Origin of the sequence: Xanthomonas sp. D-99, from assembly GCF_017746145.1 — a bacterium.
Lineage (GTDB): Bacteria > Pseudomonadota > Gammaproteobacteria > Xanthomonadales > Xanthomonadaceae > Xanthomonas > Xanthomonas cissicola.
On record NZ_JAGHWU010000002.1, the window covers coordinates 41,783 to 56,927 of the forward strand.

The 15,145-nt window shown below is 64.6% G+C and carries 14 protein-coding genes and 1 pseudogene; 9 read left to right on the top strand and 6 right to left on the bottom strand.

The window, feature by feature from the left end; all coding sequences use genetic code 11:
- The first annotated feature begins 78 nt into the window (after window positions 1-78).
- From J7360_RS00755 to J7360_RS00780, 6 genes are read left to right on the top strand one after another with little or no spacing between them, the layout of a single operon-like run.
- Window positions 79-2,907 carry a monovalent cation/H+ antiporter subunit A gene (locus tag J7360_RS00755; protein WP_057658758.1) on the top strand — a complete coding sequence of 943 codons (2,829 nt, stop codon included), beginning with the start codon at window positions 79-81 and terminating at the stop codon, window positions 2,905-2,907.
- Window positions 2,907-3,281: a Na+/H+ antiporter subunit C gene (locus J7360_RS00760; protein ID WP_007967830.1), complete on the top strand. Its 375-nt coding sequence runs from the start codon at window positions 2,907-2,909 to the stop codon at window positions 3,279-3,281. Before J7360_RS00755 ends, J7360_RS00760 begins: the two co-directional genes overlap by 1 nt.
- Window positions 3,278-4,822: a monovalent cation/H+ antiporter subunit D gene (locus J7360_RS00765; protein WP_057658760.1), complete on the top strand. Its 1,545-nt coding sequence runs from the start codon at window positions 3,278-3,280 to the stop codon at window positions 4,820-4,822. The genes J7360_RS00760 and J7360_RS00765 overlap by 4 nt, the downstream gene beginning before the upstream one ends.
- On the top strand, window positions 4,819-5,325 hold the full coding sequence (locus J7360_RS00770) for a Na+/H+ antiporter subunit E (RefSeq protein ID WP_007967828.1): 507 nt from the start codon (window positions 4,819-4,821) through the stop codon (window positions 5,323-5,325). Before J7360_RS00765 ends, J7360_RS00770 begins: the two co-directional genes overlap by 4 nt.
- Complete coding sequence (locus J7360_RS00775) at window positions 5,322-5,606, top strand: K+/H+ antiporter subunit F (protein WP_003486364.1); 285 nt, start codon at window positions 5,322-5,324, stop codon at window positions 5,604-5,606. The genes J7360_RS00770 and J7360_RS00775 overlap by 4 nt, the downstream gene beginning before the upstream one ends.
- Window positions 5,603-6,022: a Na+/H+ antiporter subunit G gene (locus tag J7360_RS00780; protein WP_007974881.1), complete on the top strand. Its 420-nt coding sequence runs from the start codon at window positions 5,603-5,605 to the stop codon at window positions 6,020-6,022. Before J7360_RS00775 ends, J7360_RS00780 begins: the two co-directional genes overlap by 4 nt.
- A 429-nt stretch (window positions 6,023-6,451) precedes the next feature.
- On the opposite strand, the gene J7360_RS00785 is transcribed toward J7360_RS00780, so the two are convergent.
- Window positions 6,452-7,066 carry a hypothetical protein gene (locus J7360_RS00785; protein ID WP_057658903.1) on the bottom strand — a complete coding sequence of 205 codons (615 nt, stop codon included), beginning with the start codon at window positions 7,064-7,066 and terminating at the stop codon, window positions 6,452-6,454.
- 165 nt (window positions 7,067-7,231) lie between these two features.
- Here J7360_RS00785 and J7360_RS00790 point away from each other — a divergent pair, with 165 nt between their 5' ends.
- Complete coding sequence (locus J7360_RS00790; protein WP_042676150.1) at window positions 7,232-7,786, top strand: hypothetical protein; 555 nt, start codon at window positions 7,232-7,234, stop codon at window positions 7,784-7,786.
- A gap of 1 nt (window position 7,787) precedes the next feature.
- Window positions 7,788-7,971 (top strand): annotated as a pseudogene (locus tag J7360_RS21235) (hypothetical protein).
- Between the two features lie 146 nt (window positions 7,972-8,117).
- Here the strand turns inward: J7360_RS21235 and hmgA are convergent.
- Together hmgA and hppD are read right to left on the bottom strand one after the other, a co-directional pair.
- Window positions 8,118-9,431, bottom strand: coding sequence for a homogentisate 1,2-dioxygenase (gene hmgA, locus J7360_RS00795; protein ID WP_057658761.1), 1,314 nt, complete (start codon window positions 9,429-9,431; stop codon window positions 8,118-8,120).
- A gap of 209 nt (window positions 9,432-9,640) precedes the next feature.
- On the bottom strand, window positions 9,641-10,756 hold the full coding sequence (hppD, locus tag J7360_RS00800) for a 4-hydroxyphenylpyruvate dioxygenase (RefSeq protein ID WP_209033045.1): 1,116 nt from the start codon (window positions 10,754-10,756) through the stop codon (window positions 9,641-9,643).
- A gap of 121 nt (window positions 10,757-10,877) precedes the next feature.
- On the opposite strand from hppD, the gene J7360_RS00805 reads away from it, so the two are divergent.
- Window positions 10,878-11,366: a MarR family transcriptional regulator gene (locus J7360_RS00805; protein WP_057658765.1), complete on the top strand. Its 489-nt coding sequence runs from the start codon at window positions 10,878-10,880 to the stop codon at window positions 11,364-11,366.
- A gap of 250 nt (window positions 11,367-11,616) precedes the next feature.
- Here J7360_RS00805 and J7360_RS00810 read toward each other — a convergent pair whose 3' ends face one another.
- The 3 genes from J7360_RS00810 to J7360_RS00820 all read right to left on the bottom strand — a co-directional run bounded on the left by J7360_RS00810 (window position 11,617) and on the right by J7360_RS00820 (window position 14,886).
- A complete protein-coding gene (locus J7360_RS00810) occupies window positions 11,617-12,207 on the bottom strand; it encodes a thioredoxin family protein (RefSeq protein WP_003486379.1) in 591 nt (196 codons plus the stop codon).
- An 11-nt stretch (window positions 12,208-12,218) separates the two neighbouring features.
- On the bottom strand, window positions 12,219-13,739 hold the full coding sequence (locus J7360_RS00815; RefSeq protein ID WP_057658767.1) for an oligopeptide:H+ symporter: 1,521 nt from the start codon (window positions 13,737-13,739) through the stop codon (window positions 12,219-12,221).
- 250 nt (window positions 13,740-13,989) lie between these two features.
- On the bottom strand, window positions 13,990-14,886 hold the full coding sequence (locus tag J7360_RS00820) for a tryptophan 2,3-dioxygenase family protein (RefSeq protein WP_209033047.1): 897 nt from the start codon (window positions 14,884-14,886) through the stop codon (window positions 13,990-13,992).
- Between the last annotated feature and the right edge of the window lie 259 nt (window positions 14,887-15,145).

Below are 15,145 nucleotides of genomic sequence, written 5' to 3' on the forward strand. Positions count from 1 at the left end.
CCGCGGCGGCGTTGACGCGGGCGTCAGTCAACGGTTTGTTAAGCTCTCTGGCCTGCTCGCGAATCTTGTGTTCCCTGCATGCCTTTTTCGTTGGAAATTCTGCTGGCGCTGCCATTTGTCATGGCCGCTGCCGCTGCGCTGCGCTGGCGCGCGTCCCGTTCGATCACTGCGTGGTTGGCTGCGGCCGCGCCGTTGGGCGGGTTGCTGGTGCTGGCGCTGTTGACGCCAGCGGTGCTGCGCGGCGAGGTGATTGCCAGCGAACACGCGTGGCTGCCGCAGATCGGCCTGATGTTTTCGCTGCGGCTCGATGGCCTGGCCTGGATGTTCGCGCTGCTGGTGCTGGGCATCGGTGCGCTGGTGGTGCTGTACGCGCATTACTATTTGAGCGTACGCGACAGCGCGTCGCGCTTTTTCGCTTATTTATTGCTGTTCATGGGTGCGATGCTCGGCATGGTGCTGTCCGGCAACCTGCTGTTGCTGATGGTGTTCTGGGAACTCACCAGTATCAGCTCGTTCCTGTTGATCGGGTTCTGGTCGCACCGCAAGGACGCGCGCGAAGGCGCACGCATGGCATTCGTGCTGACTGCCGGCGGCGGCTTGGCGTTATTGGGCGGCGTGTTGATGATCGGCCGCATCGTCGGCAGTTTTCAGCTGGAGGCGGTGTTGGCCGCCGGCGGCGTGATCCGCGCCAGCCCGCTGTATCCGTATGCGCTGGGCTTGGTGTTGCTGGGCATCTTCACCAAGAGCGCGCAGTTCCCGTTCCACTTCTGGTTGCCGCACGCAATGGCGGCGCCCACGCCGGTGTCGGCGTATCTGCATTCGGCCACGATGGTGAAGGCCGGCGTATTTTTGCTGGCGCGCTTGCATCCGGCGCTGGCCGGCACGGATCTGTTTTTCTATACGGTGACCAGCATCGGCGCGATCACGGTGTTGTTGGGCGCCTGGCACGCCATCTTTCAGCACGATCTCAAGGGCGTGCTGGCGTACTCGACCATTTCGCACCTGGGACTGATCACGATGCTGTTCGGTCTGTCCACGCCGATGGCGGTGGTGGCCGGCGTGTTCCACCTCATCAACCACGCGGTATTCAAAGCGTCGTTATTCATGGCCGCGGGCATCATCGACCATGAGACCGGCACGCGCGACATGCGCAAGCTGGGCAATCTGCGCCGGTTGATGCCGGTGACCAGCGCACTGGCCATCATCGCCTCGCTGGCCATGGCCGGTATTCCGCTGCTCAACGGCTTCTTGTCGAAGGAAATGTTCTTCGCCGTTGCCCTAGATACCGAAGCGCCGCAACTGATGCGCATCCTGGCCAGCACGGCTGCGTTGCTGGCCGGCCTGCTGGGCGTGGCGTACAGCCTGCGCTTCGTGCACGACACCTTCTGCGGCGATGGTCCGCGCGAGCTGGACACCACGCCGCACGAGCCACCGCGCTGGATGCGGATTCCGGTGGAGGTGCTGGTGCTAATCTGTGTGGCGGTGGGCATCGTGCCAGCGTGGACAGTGGCGCCTGTACTGCGCGCCGGTGCCACCGCGATCCTGGGCGACGGGCTGCCCGACTACAGCCTGGCGCTGTGGCATGGGGTCAATTTGCCGTTGGCGATGAGCGTTGCCGGCATCGTCGGCGGTGCGTTGTTGTACATCGCGCTGCGTCGCGCGCTGAATCTGTACGCAATCCAGAACCGTTCGCCGGGCAAGGCGCTGTTCCAGTGGAATTTGCGTGCGCTGTTCGCTGCCACCGCACGCATGACCGATGCGGTCACCAACGGCAACCTGCAGCGCATGTTGATGCTGCTGGTGCTAAGCGCCGTCGTGGTGGCGCTGGTGCCATTCCTGCAAGGCGGTACATTGCCGCAATGGCCTGCACCCGTGCCGATGCCGGCGCTGGGTTGGATGGTGTGGTTGCTGATGATCGCATGCGCCCTGGGCAGCCTGTTCCTGTACAGGCAGCGCCTGCTGGCGGTGCTGGTGCTCGGTGGCACCGGACTGGCGGTCAGCCTGACGTTCGTGTTCTTGTCGGCGCCGGATCTGGCACTGACGCAGTTGCTGGTGGAAATGGTCACGCTGGTGCTGATGCTGCTGGCGATGAACTATCTGCCGGAGCGCTCGTTGCCCGAACGTGCGCGGCTGCGCAAGATTCGCGATGCGGCAATCGCCATCGTTGGCGGCGCGGGTCTGGCGGCATTGGCGTATACCTTGATGACGCAACCCAGCCATTCGGTCGCCGGCGAACTGCTGCAGCGCGCCCTGCCCGAAGCGTATGGGCGCAATGTGGTCAACGTGATCCTGGTGGATTTTCGCGGCTTCGATACCTTTGGCGAGATCACCGTTTTCGCCATTGCCGGGCTGGTGGTGCACGCCTTGTTGCGCCGCGCGCGCATGGCACCGGAGCGCACCATGCCGGGGCCGCCGATCAAGTTGCCGGTGCCGGCCGATCTGGCGCAGATCATGTTCCCGCTCACGCTCACGGTGTCGCTGTTCCTGTTCCTGCGCGGGCACAACGCGCCGGGCGGTGGCTTCATTGCCGGGCTGGTGCTGGCGGTACCATTGTTGATGCAGTACGTGATTCAGGGTGCGGCCTCGGTGGAGTCGCGCTTTGGTTTCGACTACATCCGCCTGATCGGCATCGGCTTGTTGTGCGCGCTGGTCAGCGGCGCAGGCTCGCTGGTCTTCGGGCTGCCGTTCCTGAGCAGCGGACATCTGGAAATTCCGCTGCCGCTGTTGGGCGAGCTGGAACTGGCCAGTGCGCTGGGCTTCGATACCGGCGTGTACCTGGTGGTGTTCGGTGCGGCGATGTTGATGCTGTCGATGATGGGCACGATCAAACCCTCGCGTACGCGCAGTTCGCAGCGCGGCGAGATCGACCCCACCCAACGTTCGACACGCACCGCGGAGCAGCATTGATGGAATTGGCAGTGGCAAGCGCGATCGGCGTCCTCACCGCATTGGCGATCTATCTGCTGCTGCGCGCGCGCAGCTTCGATGTGATCCTGGGCATGACCTTCCTGTCGTACGCGACCAACCTGCTGATCTTTGCCGGTGGGCGCTTGCGCAGCGGCCAGGCGCCGGTTTTGCGCGACGGCGTGCCGGCCGAGCTGATGCATCACAGCGATCCGCTCCCGCAGGCCTTGGTGCTGACCGCCATCGTGATTGCGTTTGCGATGACCGCGGTGAGCCTGGTGCTGGCGATCCGCAGCCGTAGCGACAATGGCAGCGACCATGTCGATGCGCACGAAGATGCCGCGACCGGCACGGATACGCGGCAGGCCCGGCGATGAACCATCTGCTGATCCTGCCCATCCTGATCCCGATGCTGGGCGCATCGGCCTCGTTATTTGTCGAACACCGCCGCTATGGGCCACGCGTGCAGCGCAGCGTGGCCTGGGTCAGCATGGCCTTGTTGGCCACGGCGGTCATCGCCTTGTTCGCACGCGCTGCCGACGGCGAGATCCTGGTCTATCTGCTCGGCGACTGGCCGGCGCGCATCGGCATCGTGCTGATAGGCGACCGCTTGTCGGCGTGGATGCTGTTGACGACCTTGATCCTGGGTTCGGCGTGCCTGCTGCATGCATGCGCAGGCTGGGACCGGCGCGCACCGCATTTTCATGCGTTGTTCCAGTTCCAGCTGATGGGCTTGAACGGTGCGTTCCTGACCGGCGACATCTTCAACCTGTTCGTGTTCTTCGAGGTGATGCTCATCGCCTCCTACGGCCTGCTGCTCAGCGGTGGACGCGGATTGCAGATGCGGGTGGGCCTGCATTACGTGGTGTTCAACGTCTGTGCGTCGACGTTGTTCCTGATTGCGCTGGGCCTGCTGTTCGGTGTGTTCGGCACGCTCAACATGGCCGAGCTGGCGCAGCGCATTGCCGATCTGCAGGCGCAGGATGTGCCGCTGGCCAAGGCCGCGCTGGGCCTGTTGCTGCTGGTGTTCTGCAGCAAGGCCGCGTTGCTGCCGCTGTATCTGTGGCTGCCGGAAACCTATTCGCGCGCACCGGCGGCGGTGGCCGCATTGTTCGCCATCATGACCAAGGTGGGGTTGTATGCAACGCTGCGGGTGTCCTCGTTGTGGTTTGGCGCCGGTGCCGGCGCGCTGCACGGCTTCGGTCGCCATGCGCTGTTGTGGCTGGGCATCGCGACGCTGCTGATGGCCGCGTTCGGGGTGATGGCTGCATCGCGGCTGCGGGTGATGGTGTCGTACCTGGTGATGTTTTCGGCGGCGACCTTGTTCATCGCGTTCTCGCTGGATGATGCCGGCGCACTGGGCGCAGGGCTGTATTACCTGCCGCACAGCAGCTTTGTGGCCGCTGCGTTGTTCATGGTCTCTGACCTGATCCGTCGCCGCCGCGGCAGTGCCAGCGACCGCAAGGAAGTGGTGGCGCCACTGCCGGGGCGGGCCGTTCCAGGCACGATGTTCATGATTGCCGCGGTGGCGGTGGCCGGGTTGCCGCCGCTATCCGGCTTTCTGGCCAAGGCGGCGTTGCTGCAGCACGTGCCCCAGGGCCTGGTCGGGCCGGTGTGGGGCGCGGTGCTCGGCAGTAGCCTGCTGGTCGTGATCGGCCTCACCCGCGCCGGTGTGCGGCTGTTCTGGCGGGTGCCGGCCGCGGCGGAAAATGCACCGGAACTGCAGCCGCCGCGACGTGGCCGCATGCGTCCGGTGGAGACCGCCGCCACGGTGCTGTTGCTAAGCGGGCTGGTTGCGATGACCGGCGCCGCAGGTCCCTTGATGCATTACACCGATACGGCCGCCGCGCAGTTGCGCGACCCCGGCGCGTATGTGGACCAGATACGCGCCACCACGCCGCAGCGGAGGCAGCCATGAACACGCGTCTGCCACTGCGTCGCCGCGTGTTCCCATCGCCGCCGCTGAGCGTGACGGTCTTCGTCTTCTGGCTGCTGCTCAGCGATAGCTTCGGCCCGCAGCAATGGGTCTTGGGCATGCTGCTGGGCGTGGTGGTGCCGATCTTCGCGGCGCGACTGGACCGCGAGTTCGCGCAGATCGGCTCGTTGCGCTCGGTGCCGCGCATGCTGCTGGTGGCCGCGGGCGACATCGTGCGCTCCAACATCAAGGTGGCTGCGCAGGTGCTCGGGCCAGAATCGCGTATCCATCCCGGTTTCATCTGGGTGCCGCTGGATATCGCCAACATTCACGGCATCGCCGCGCTGACCAGCATGATCACGCTGACGCCGGGGACCGTCTCGGCCGCGCTGTCGGACGACCGCAAATATCTGCTGGTGCACGTGCTGCATCTGGACGATCCGGAGGCCTTGATTGCCGAGATCAAGACCCGCTACGAAAAGCCCCTGATGGAGATCTTTCCATGACCGGCCACATGTTCATCGAATCGACCATCGTGATCTGCATGCATGCGGTGGGCCTGGCCATTCTGATGGCCTTGTGGCGACTGCTGCGCGGGCCGACCGTGCCAGACCGCATCCTGGCGCTGGATACGCTCTCGGTCACCGCCATCGCCGAATTGATGCTGCTGGGCATGTATCTGGATTCACCGATCTATTTCGAGGCTGCCCTGGTCATTGCGATGCTGGGCTTCGGCAGCACCGTGGTGCTGAGCAAATACGTGCTGCGGCGGAGCATCGTCGAATGATCGCCTTCACCGAATACCTGCTCAGCGCCTTGCTGCTGGCGGGCACGTTCTTCATCCTGATCGGCGCCTTTGGCCTGGTGAAGCTGTCGGATTTTTTCAAGCGCCTGCATGCACCGACCAAGGCCAGCACGCTGGGCGTGGGCTGCGTGCTGCTGGCCTCGGTGGGCTACCACCTGTTTCTGGGTGTGGACCCGCAACCGCGCGAATTGCTGATCACCGTGTTCCTGTTCATCACCGCACCGATCAGCGCGCACTTGATGGCCAAGGCGGCGCTGTCGCTGATGATGGAAAACCGCCCGGAAGTGCCGAATCATGGCGACGCGCAGCAGGAAGGCTTGCCGCAGGTCAAAGGCGATGTTGGCGAGAACGAAGACACCGAGAAGCAGCATCCGGGACCGGCGTCTGAGAGCGGCTGAGGCGTTGTTGCTCGGCGTGGATTGTTTGCGATCAGCCCCCGTTTGTTGCTCAGGACCTTCTCAACGGCGCAACCGGCTAAGCCGGTAGCCAGCACATGGGGCATCGACTCACGAGCGCTCACTTCGTGCGTTCGCCAACCGCATATCGGCATGCAAGTGCAGTGTGGCGGGACTCAACAACCACGCGCAGCGCTGTGCCACCGTTGCGAAGAGCAATGTTGCGACCGCCCACCATCGCTAACCGGCGCGCCCCATGGACCGATCAGGTGACGTCCATGCTGGTGCACGTTGCCGCAGCGTGCGCCCGAGCCATCGCGCGGCCGATTGAGGTGGAAGCGAGCTGTCGTATCGCAGCGGGAATTTCCCGCCCTCCCCGAGCGCAGGATACAAACGCCTGCGCAGGACGGCGCCACCATTGCACCTCGCATTTCAGCCGCAGCCTTCGACGTAATCCACCTGCGGCGGTCTGCCTACGCGCCAGCTGGCGACCTTGCCGTCTGCATCGGTCTCCAACACCAGCGCGGTCTGCGTGGCTGCGCCGGGCAGACGCAGCGTCAGCGCGCCTGGGATGTACTTATGCGGCTGCTCGGTCAGGCCGTCGGGGTACAACGCACGCAGCTGCGCCAGGTTCATGCCGACCTTGCCGCCGCCCGGCGCCGTCTCCTTCGGTTCGCTGGTCTGGAAGCGCACTAATTGCCCGCCTTCGAACATGAAGCCGAAGCGACGCGCATCGCTGGCCCACTGTGGGCGCAGCAGGTAACAGCCATCGTCGGTTGCCGCTTCGCCTCGCAAATCCCCACCCCAGGCAGCCCGCGCCTGGCTGGCATCCATCCCGAAGCGCAGATCGCCATAGCCATCCATGCGCGCAAGCGCAGCGGGGTCCGGCTGTGTGTGCGGTGGAAATGTGCCAGCTGGCGCCGTAGCCGGTGGGACAGTGGCGGCCGGTTGGTCGTCGGCGGCCGCAACCGGTGCGTGGTCTGCGCTGGCGTGCGCGGGCGATTGGTCGGCGCGGTTGCAGCCGGTCAGTACGAGCAATGCGCTCATCAGGCCCAACAATCTGGATGTCATCTGTGCATTCCCTAGACGTGCGCTACAGCGTACACAGCCGCCATCGCGACCATGTGGAGAGCGGGGCGACATGCCGTCGCAGTCATGTCATCGGCGCTTCATTGGCGGGCGTCACGCTGTTGGCTTCGCAGGACCGCCGCCATGATCCCACGCAAGACCGAGCTCGCCCTGACCACGCTGCAATCGCACCGCAGCCCGCTGACGCTGCTGCAACGGCGCGCGTTGATCCTGGCCGACGGCCAGCGCGATCTGGCGACGCTCGCCATGCTGCTGGGCGGCGACGGCACTGCCTTGCTGCACAGCCTGTGCGCGATGGGGTATCTGGATCTTGGTGCCGCTGCGGGCGGCGCTGCGAGCCAGGTGCGCAGCACGGCAGCCACCGCCGCGCTGCCCGATGTGGACCAAGCAGGGATGCCCCGGCCGGACGCAGGGCCCACCGAAGAGGAGCTGCAGCGCCTGCGCCGCCGAGCAGCGACCAATGCACGCCTGTACCTGCTCGATATCCTGCAGTTGCAACGCAATGCGCTCGCCGCTGCGCTGCATCGGCAGCTGCACGCCGCGCGCGACGAAGATCAGATCAGCACGACCATCGCCGAGGCGTTGCAGGCGCTGCCGCAGATCACGTCGGCGAGCTATGCCGAACGCGTCCGCACACGGATCGGCGAGCTGCTGCCGCAGACATTGCAAGCCGCGTGATCTGGCAGTCTCGGCCAGCGCGCGCCGACTGGCTCTTGCCGAGTCGCTCAACACGCAGCGAGGGCTGGAGCTGATCGGCGCATCACCGCAACGACAGCAGCCCGCGCACCGGCAGCACCGCTCGCAATCACAGCGCCGACGCGCAGACAGCGCAGCTGCAGCACCGCAGCTGCGGTGTGGCTTGAGCGCAGCTGACAACCCTGCTGCTCGGCCGCCAGGCACAGGCGGCTGGTACTCGGGACCGGTCTCTAGCCGCCATCCACGCCACGCACTCTGTACCTGAGCAACGTCCGCACCACCCGACAATCGCTTACGAGATTTTGGTTGCGCGCTACTTCGCGTCTTCCGTCGTGGACGGTTGAAATGCAGCGCGCAGTCCGGACCAGCACTGTTGGTAATCGGCTTGCCGATGGGTGGCATTCAATGCCTGCTGCGTAGGGCGCAACACCGCACGCGTTTCGAACATGAAGGCCATGGTGTCGGCGATCACGTCCGGGCGCGTGAGATCTGCCTGTGAAGCCTTGTCGAAAGTGGCCGCATCCGGGCCGTGCCCGCTCATGCAGTTATGCAACGAGGCGCCACCGGGCGCGAAGCCTTCGGCCTTGGCATCGTAGACGCCATGCACCAGGCCCATGAATTCGCTGGCGACGTTGCGATGGAACCACGGCGGGCGGAAGGTGTGCTGTGCCACCAGCCAACGCGGCGGGAAAATCGCAAAATCCATGTTCGCAGTCCCGTGCGTGTCGCTGGGCGAGGTCAGCACGGTGAAGATGCTGGGATCGGGATGATCGAAACTGATCGAGCCGATGGTGTTGAAGCGACGCAGGTCATAACGGTAGGGCGCGTAATTGCCGTGCCAGGCGACGACATCCAGCGGCGAGTGACCGATGTCGGCACGCCATAGATGGCCCTGGAATTTGGCCACCAGTTCGAACGTGCCTTCGCGTCGTTCGAAGGCGGCGTGCGGCGTTTCGAAATCGCGCGGATTGGCCAGGCCATTGGCGCCGATCGGCCCCAGATCGGGCAGGCGCAGCAGCCCGCCAAAGTTTTCGCACACATAGCCGCACGCGGTGTCGTCCAGCAACTCGACGCGAAAGCGCATGCCGCGTGGAATCACACCAATCTGCTGCGGTTCCAGCGCCAGCACGCCCAGCTCGGTATGCACGCGCAGCCGGCCCTGCTGCGGCACCAGCAGCAGCTCGCCGTCGGCGTCGTAGAAGAAGCGATCCTGCATGGAGGCGTTGGCCGCATACACATGCACGCCAACGCCGGACATCGCTTCGGGCCCGCCATTGCCGGCCATGGTGTAGAGGCCGTCGACAAAATCGGTGGGCACCGACGGCAGTGGCAATGGGCTCCAGCGCAACTGATCCGGCGGCACCGGGCCCGCGCCGAAATCGTTGTGGAAGTGCGACTGCTCGAGCAGCGAGAAGCTGCCATGCACCGCGGCAGGGCGAATGCGATACAGCCAGCTGCGCCGATTCTCGCCGCGTGGCGCGGTGAACGCAGTGCCGGAAAACTGCTCGGCGTACAGGCCATGCGCCACGCGCTGCGGTGAGTTCTGCCCGACCGGTAGACTGCCGGCCACCGCCTCGGTTGCGAACTCATTGCCGAAGCCGGTCATGTAGGAAGTCTGGTCATGCATGGGCGTGGGCTCTTCGGTTGTGGCACCACCGTGACGGAAGGTGCGATATAGAGAAGCGCAATGTTCAAGTCCCTCTCCCACCGGGAGAGGGGCTTTGACTGCATGAGTTCATCTTGGCATGCGGTGTCAGACAACTCGGTCCCGATGATGTGGCGCTTGGACGTATTGCCTTCAGCAAATCCCGAATCCCGAATCACCAATTCCCGCCCTCAAAGCACCCCACGCTTCATCTGATCGCGCTCGATGCTTTCGAACAGCGCCTGGAAATTGCCTTCGCCAAAGCCTTCGTTTCCCTTGCGCTGGATGATCTCGAAGAAGATCGGGCCGATGCAGTTGGTGGTGAAGATCTGCAGCAGCTTGCGCTGTTTGGTATCGGGGTCTGCGTCGATCAGGATCTTGTTGCGGCGCAGGCGTTCGACATCTTCGCCATGCGCGGGGATGCGCAGGTCCACTACATCGAAATACGTGTCCGGCGTATCCAGGAAACTCATGCCGGCGGCGCGCATCTTTTCCACGCTGGTGTAGATGTCGTCGGTAAAACAGGCGATGTGCTGGATACCTTCGCCCTGGTACGCATCAAGATACTCGTTGATCTGGCTCTTGGGGTCGGAGGATTCGTTGAGCGGGATGCGCACGATGCCGTCCGGCGCGGTCATCGCCTTGGACACCAGGCCGGTCTTGGCGCCCTTGATGTCGAAATAGCGGATCTCGCGGAAGTTGAACAGGCGCTCGTAATAGTCCGACCAGCGCTGCATGTTGCCGAAATACAGGTTGTGGGTCAGGTGGTCGATGAAGGTCAGTCCGAAGCCGGCCGGGTGCTGGTCGGCACCGTCGATCGGCTCGAAATCGGCGTCGTAGATGCTGCCGGCCCCGCCGTAACGGTCCACCAGGTACAGCATGCAATCGCCGATCCCCTTGACCACCGGCGCCGGGACCGCGCGGGTGTCGGGCTTGTTCTGCACGGCTTCGCCGCCGTTGCCCAGCACCGTCTGCAGCACGGTCTCGGACGGGGTGCGGAAGCGGATGGCAAAGCCGCAGGCGCAGGGGCCGTGCGCGGCGGCGAAATCGGCAGCGAACGAATCGGGATCTTCGTTGAGCAGGAAGTTGACCCCGCCCTGGCGATAGACGGTAATGGGGCGGCTGCGGTGACGCAGCACCGCGCTGAAGCCCATCTTGCGGAAATAATCGTGCAGTTGCTCGCCCTGGCCGGCCGGTGCGGCAAATTCGACGAATTCGAAGCCGTCGATGCCCATCGGATTGTCGAAGGTGGTGACCTGCATGCCCGGATCCGGGCGGGCTGCAGTGGTGTTCGGTTGTGCGCTCATCTTCGTTTCTCCACGCTTGGGGGCCGCAGGGCTATGCGGAGTAGCAGAAGACCCGCGAGAATGCGCAGGCCACCCTCGGTTTGTAGTTGCAAATGAAACCAAAATCAAGACACAGTGCAACATGAGCGATCTCGACAGCCCCCACCCGCCGCAACATCCCGTGCTGCTCAACCTCGAGCAGTTCCTGCCGTATCGCCTGAGCGTGCTGTCCAACCGTATCAGCGGCAACATTGCCAAGGTATACGGTGATCGTTACGGCATGGCGATTCCCGAGTGGCGGGTGATCACGATCCTGGCGCTATACCCGGGTTCGTCGGCCAGTGAGGTCTCCGACCGCACGGCGATGGACAAGGTCGCGGTCAGCCGCGCCGTGGCGCGCCTGCTGGAGCGCGGCTTCATCCGCCGCGAGACCCACGGCGACGATCGCCGCCGCTCGATGCTGGCGTTGTCGCCGGCCGGGCGACAGGTCTACGAGACCGTTGCGCCGCTGGTCAACGAGATGGAACAACGGTTGATGTCGGTGTTCAGCGCCGAAGAACAGCAGGTCCTGGAAAAGCTGATCGACCGGCTGGCCAAGGACGGGCTGCCGCGCATGGCCAGCAAGGACTGAGCAGCGCACGCTGGGAGCGAACGCGTGGTGCCTTGGTGCTGCGCAGGATCTGATCCAGTTGCAATGCGGCAGGACGTTACGCGCCGGTGTGCGCTGCCGTCGCCAGCAAGACCTCAATACGTCAGGCCAAGGCAGCGCTCGTCAAAGAGAAGACTGGCCGCGTGCGCGCCAGGCGATCACCATCGGCACGGTGCAAAACAAAAACCCCCGCAGCAGTGCGGGGGTTTTTGCTTGACGCGTTCGCGCAGCATCAGGCCTGCGGTGGCGCCCACTGCTTGAGGAAGTCGAACAGCTTCTTGCGGTCGAAGCCCTCGCCCTTGCGCAACTCCGGGCCGGACTGCGTGGTCAGCAGCTTGCCGTCGCTATCCAGTACCAGCAGCGACGGGGCGTCGTTGAGCTGGGCGAACGCCGACAGGAAGGCAGCGTTCTCGTTGGCCGCATCGCGGTTGACCTTGACCACCACGAAGTGCGCGTCGCGGAAGCTGCGCAGCTCGGCATCGCCGCCCATCAACTCGTCCAGCGCCTTGCAGGGCTCACAGGCGGCATTGCCGACGTTGAGCACGATACGCTTGCCGCCGCGCTTGGCCTCGACCTTGGCCGTCTCCAGATCGGCCGCCGGATCGCGCGAGGGGTCGTATTGCGCGTTGAGCGCGGCAGCCGCAGCGATGTCGGCCGCGGTCGGCGTATTGCCCGAGGACACCGGCTGACTGGGATCGGCGCTGGGCGGCTTCTGCATCGAGGTATCCAACGGCTTCGGCGCGTCCTGCGGGCTGCTGGTCTGCCCGCAGGCGCTCAACAGACCGGTCAGCAGCAGGCCACAGACAAGGGGCTTGATCGGCATCGCTGTTCTCCTCACTTCACACCATGCATCAATTTATTGATCAGCGGCGCGATCAGGAACAGCAACGCGCCGGCGCCCACCAGCGCCCAGAACCCGAACGTATACCCACCCAGCGCCGAGGACACGCTCATGCCTTCGTTTCCGCTGACATGGCCGGCGAAAATGCCCGACAGGTTGTTGCCGATGCCGGTGGACAAAAACCAGCCACCCATGCCGAAACCGACCAGGCGTACCGGGGCCAGCTTGGTCACCATCGACAGGCCGATCGGCGACAGGCACAGTTCGCCGACCGACTGGATGACGTAGACCATGAACAAGGTCCAGAACGGGATCTTGCCGGCGTCGTTGACCAAGCTGGACAGCGCAAACATCAGCAGCAGGAAGGCCAGGCCGTTGAACAGCAGGCCCAGGCCGAACTTGCGCGGAATCGAGGGATTGAAGCGGCCGGACTTGACCCAGATCCAGGCGATGACCGGTGCCAGCGCAATGATGGCGATGGAGTTCACCGACTGGAACCACGCGGTGGGGAAGGTCCAGCTGCCGAAGTTGCGGTTGACGATATTGTCGGCCAGGAAGGTGAACGAGCTGCCGGCCTGTTCGAAGAACATCCAGAACAACACGTTGAAGGCGAAGATGATCAGCATCGCGATCACCTTGTCGCGCTGCACCTTGCCTTCGCGGATGCCTTCCACCAGCAGCATCACCGACAGGCCGATGAACAGCACCGTCAGCACGATCTGCAACACATCCGCACCGACCGCGAGCAGGAAGTACACGCCCGGAATCGCCAGCAGGCAGCCCACCAGCACCATCAGCACACGGCCCATGCCCTGCGCGTTCGGCGCCGGGGCGCCGATGCCCTTGAGCTGGACGCGGCCGAACCAGAACCACACCAGGCTGATCAGCATGCCCACGCCGGAGGCCATGAACACCATCTTGTAGGACGGCATGACTTCAGTGCCGAACACCTTTTCGGCCAGCAACTGGGTCAACACCGGCGAGATCATCGCGCCCAGGTTGATGCCCATGTAGAAGATGGTGAAGCCGCTGTCGCGGCGCGGATCGGCCACCGAATACAGCTTGCCGACCATGGTGGAAATGTTCGGTTTGAACAAGCCGTTGCCGACCACCACGGTGGCCAGGCCGATCTCGAACATGGTGGGGTCGGGAATGGCGATCAGGAACAGGCCGGTCGCCATGACCGCGGCCCCGACCAGGATCGAGCGCTGGTAACCGAGCACGCGGTCGGCCACGTAACCGCCGAAGATCGCCGCCGCATACACCAGCGCCAGGTAGGCGCCATAGGTCCGCCCTGCCGGCGCCTGGCCGGTGGCATCGCCATTGAAGAACTGCGCCACGATGTACAGCACCAGCGCCCAGCGAATGCCGTAGAACGCGAAGCGTTCCCAGAATTCGGTCATGAACAGCAACCACAACGGCCGCGGGTGGCCGAGCAACGTGAGGAACTCGGGGGGCGCCGGTGGCTGGGGCGGTGTGGAGGCGGATGTCGGCGCGGTCGCGTCAACGCTCATAGAGGTCCCTTGCGTATTCAGTGATGGCTGGGTGCACCGAGGCGAGCCCGGGCGACGCGCGAGGATCACTTAGACGTCATGTACGCGTCAAATTCGCCGGAGTCAGCTGCCTGATGACCGTGGGTGGAGTTGGCGGGATTTGACCGCGTGCTGGGGCACCCACGGACCGGCACGAGATCGCTCCAGCCCTCTTCCGAAAGGAGAAGCGCTTGAGTGCGCTTGTCTTGCCCTCGCGCACTCTTCGTCTTGCTCAGCCCTGCGCGGCATCCAGCGCGCCTTGCGGGGGGCGGCCGTCCACGCCCACCGAGGTGCGCACGTCGAACAGTTCCGGGAAAAACGTCAGTGCCAGCGCCTGCTGCAGGAAGCCGACGCCGCTGGAGCCGCCGGTGCCGCGCTTGAAGCCGATCACCCGCATCACCGTGCGCATGTGGCGGAAGCGCCACAGCTGGAACTGGGTTTCCACATCCACCAGGTCCTCGCACAGCGCGTACTCGCGCCAGTAACGGTCGGTGTTTTCGTAGATGCGCTCGAAGACCGGCCGCAGGTTGTCGTCGGCCACGTGTGCGGCGGTCCAGTCGCGGGCCTGGTAGTGCGCCGGAATTGCGTGTTCGAAGCGCGCCAGATAGCGCAGGAACTCCTCGTACAGGCTGGGTGCTTCCAGCGCCTCGCGCAGCCGCGCCTGGCCGTGCGGGTCGTAGGCGAACACCTGCAGCATCTGCGGGTTCTTGTTGCCGAGCAGGAACTCGATGTAGCGGTATTGCAGCGACTGGAAGCCCGACGAAGGCCCCAGCACATCGCGAAACCCCATGTATTCGCTCGGGGTGAGCGTTTCCAGCACCGACCACTGCTCGGTCAGTTGCCGCAGTACCTGCTTGCTGCGCGCCAGCACCTTGCGGCATTGCCAGACCTCGTCGCGCTGCAGGTGCGCGATGGCCGCGCGCAACTCGTGCGCCAGCAGCTTCAGCCACAGCTCGGAGGTCTGATGCTGGATGATGAACAGCATTTCATCGTGATGCGCCGGCTCGGACAGCGGCTGCTGCGCAGACAGCAGTTGGTCCAGCCGCAGATAGCCACCGTAGGTCAGCCGCCCCTCCAGGTCGGTGTGGATGCCAGGTTCCAGGTCACGCAGGTTCTTGTCGACGGGCATGGCATCGCGCTGAAGATCGGGCCACGCAGGGTAGCGCAGCGGCGGGGATTCGGGATTCGGGATTCGGGATTCGGGATTCGGGATTCGGGATTCGGGATTCGGGATTGGCGGATGGCGGATGGCGGATGGCGGATGGCGGATGGCGGATGGCGAAGCGTATTCGGCCACGCCATCGCCGGCCCTGCCTGGCTGCTTGCAGCCCCGGCGGGATTGCCTGAGGGGATCGGGGCCCGCGAGATACCTGCGCAGGTGCCTCGTA

What these genes read in the sequence shown, in the direction of transcription:
- J7360_RS00820 (WP_209033047.1), bottom strand. Translation starts at nt 14,886, where the DNA reads ATGCCCGTCGACAAGAACCTGCGTGACCTGGAACCTGGCATCCACACC.
- J7360_RS00770 (WP_007967828.1), top strand. Translation starts at nt 4,819, where the DNA reads ATGAACACGCGTCTGCCACTGCGTCGCCGCGTGTTCCCATCGCCGCCG.
- J7360_RS00815 (WP_057658767.1), bottom strand. Translation starts at nt 13,739, where the DNA reads ATGAGCGTTGACGCGACCGCGCCGACATCCGCCTCCACACCGCCCCAG.
- J7360_RS00760 (WP_007967830.1), top strand. Translation starts at nt 2,907, where the DNA reads ATGGAATTGGCAGTGGCAAGCGCGATCGGCGTCCTCACCGCATTGGCG.
- J7360_RS00755 (WP_057658758.1), top strand. Translation starts at nt 79, where the DNA reads ATGCCTTTTTCGTTGGAAATTCTGCTGGCGCTGCCATTTGTCATGGCC.
- J7360_RS00790 (WP_042676150.1), top strand. Translation starts at nt 7,232, where the DNA reads ATGATCCCACGCAAGACCGAGCTCGCCCTGACCACGCTGCAATCGCAC.
- hppD (WP_209033045.1), bottom strand. Translation starts at nt 10,756, where the DNA reads ATGAGCGCACAACCGAACACCACTGCAGCCCGCCCGGATCCGGGCATG.
- J7360_RS00780 (WP_007974881.1), top strand. Translation starts at nt 5,603, where the DNA reads ATGATCGCCTTCACCGAATACCTGCTCAGCGCCTTGCTGCTGGCGGGC.
- J7360_RS00810 (WP_003486379.1), bottom strand. Translation starts at nt 12,207, where the DNA reads ATGCCGATCAAGCCCCTTGTCTGTGGCCTGCTGCTGACCGGTCTGTTG.
- hmgA (WP_057658761.1), bottom strand. Translation starts at nt 9,431, where the DNA reads ATGCATGACCAGACTTCCTACATGACCGGCTTCGGCAATGAGTTCGCA.
- J7360_RS00805 (WP_057658765.1), top strand. Translation starts at nt 10,878, where the DNA reads ATGAGCGATCTCGACAGCCCCCACCCGCCGCAACATCCCGTGCTGCTC.
- J7360_RS00785 (WP_057658903.1), bottom strand. Translation starts at nt 7,066, where the DNA reads ATGAGCGCATTGCTCGTACTGACCGGCTGCAACCGCGCCGACCAATCG.
- J7360_RS00765 (WP_057658760.1), top strand. Translation starts at nt 3,278, where the DNA reads ATGAACCATCTGCTGATCCTGCCCATCCTGATCCCGATGCTGGGCGCA.
- J7360_RS00775 (WP_003486364.1), top strand. Translation starts at nt 5,322, where the DNA reads ATGACCGGCCACATGTTCATCGAATCGACCATCGTGATCTGCATGCAT.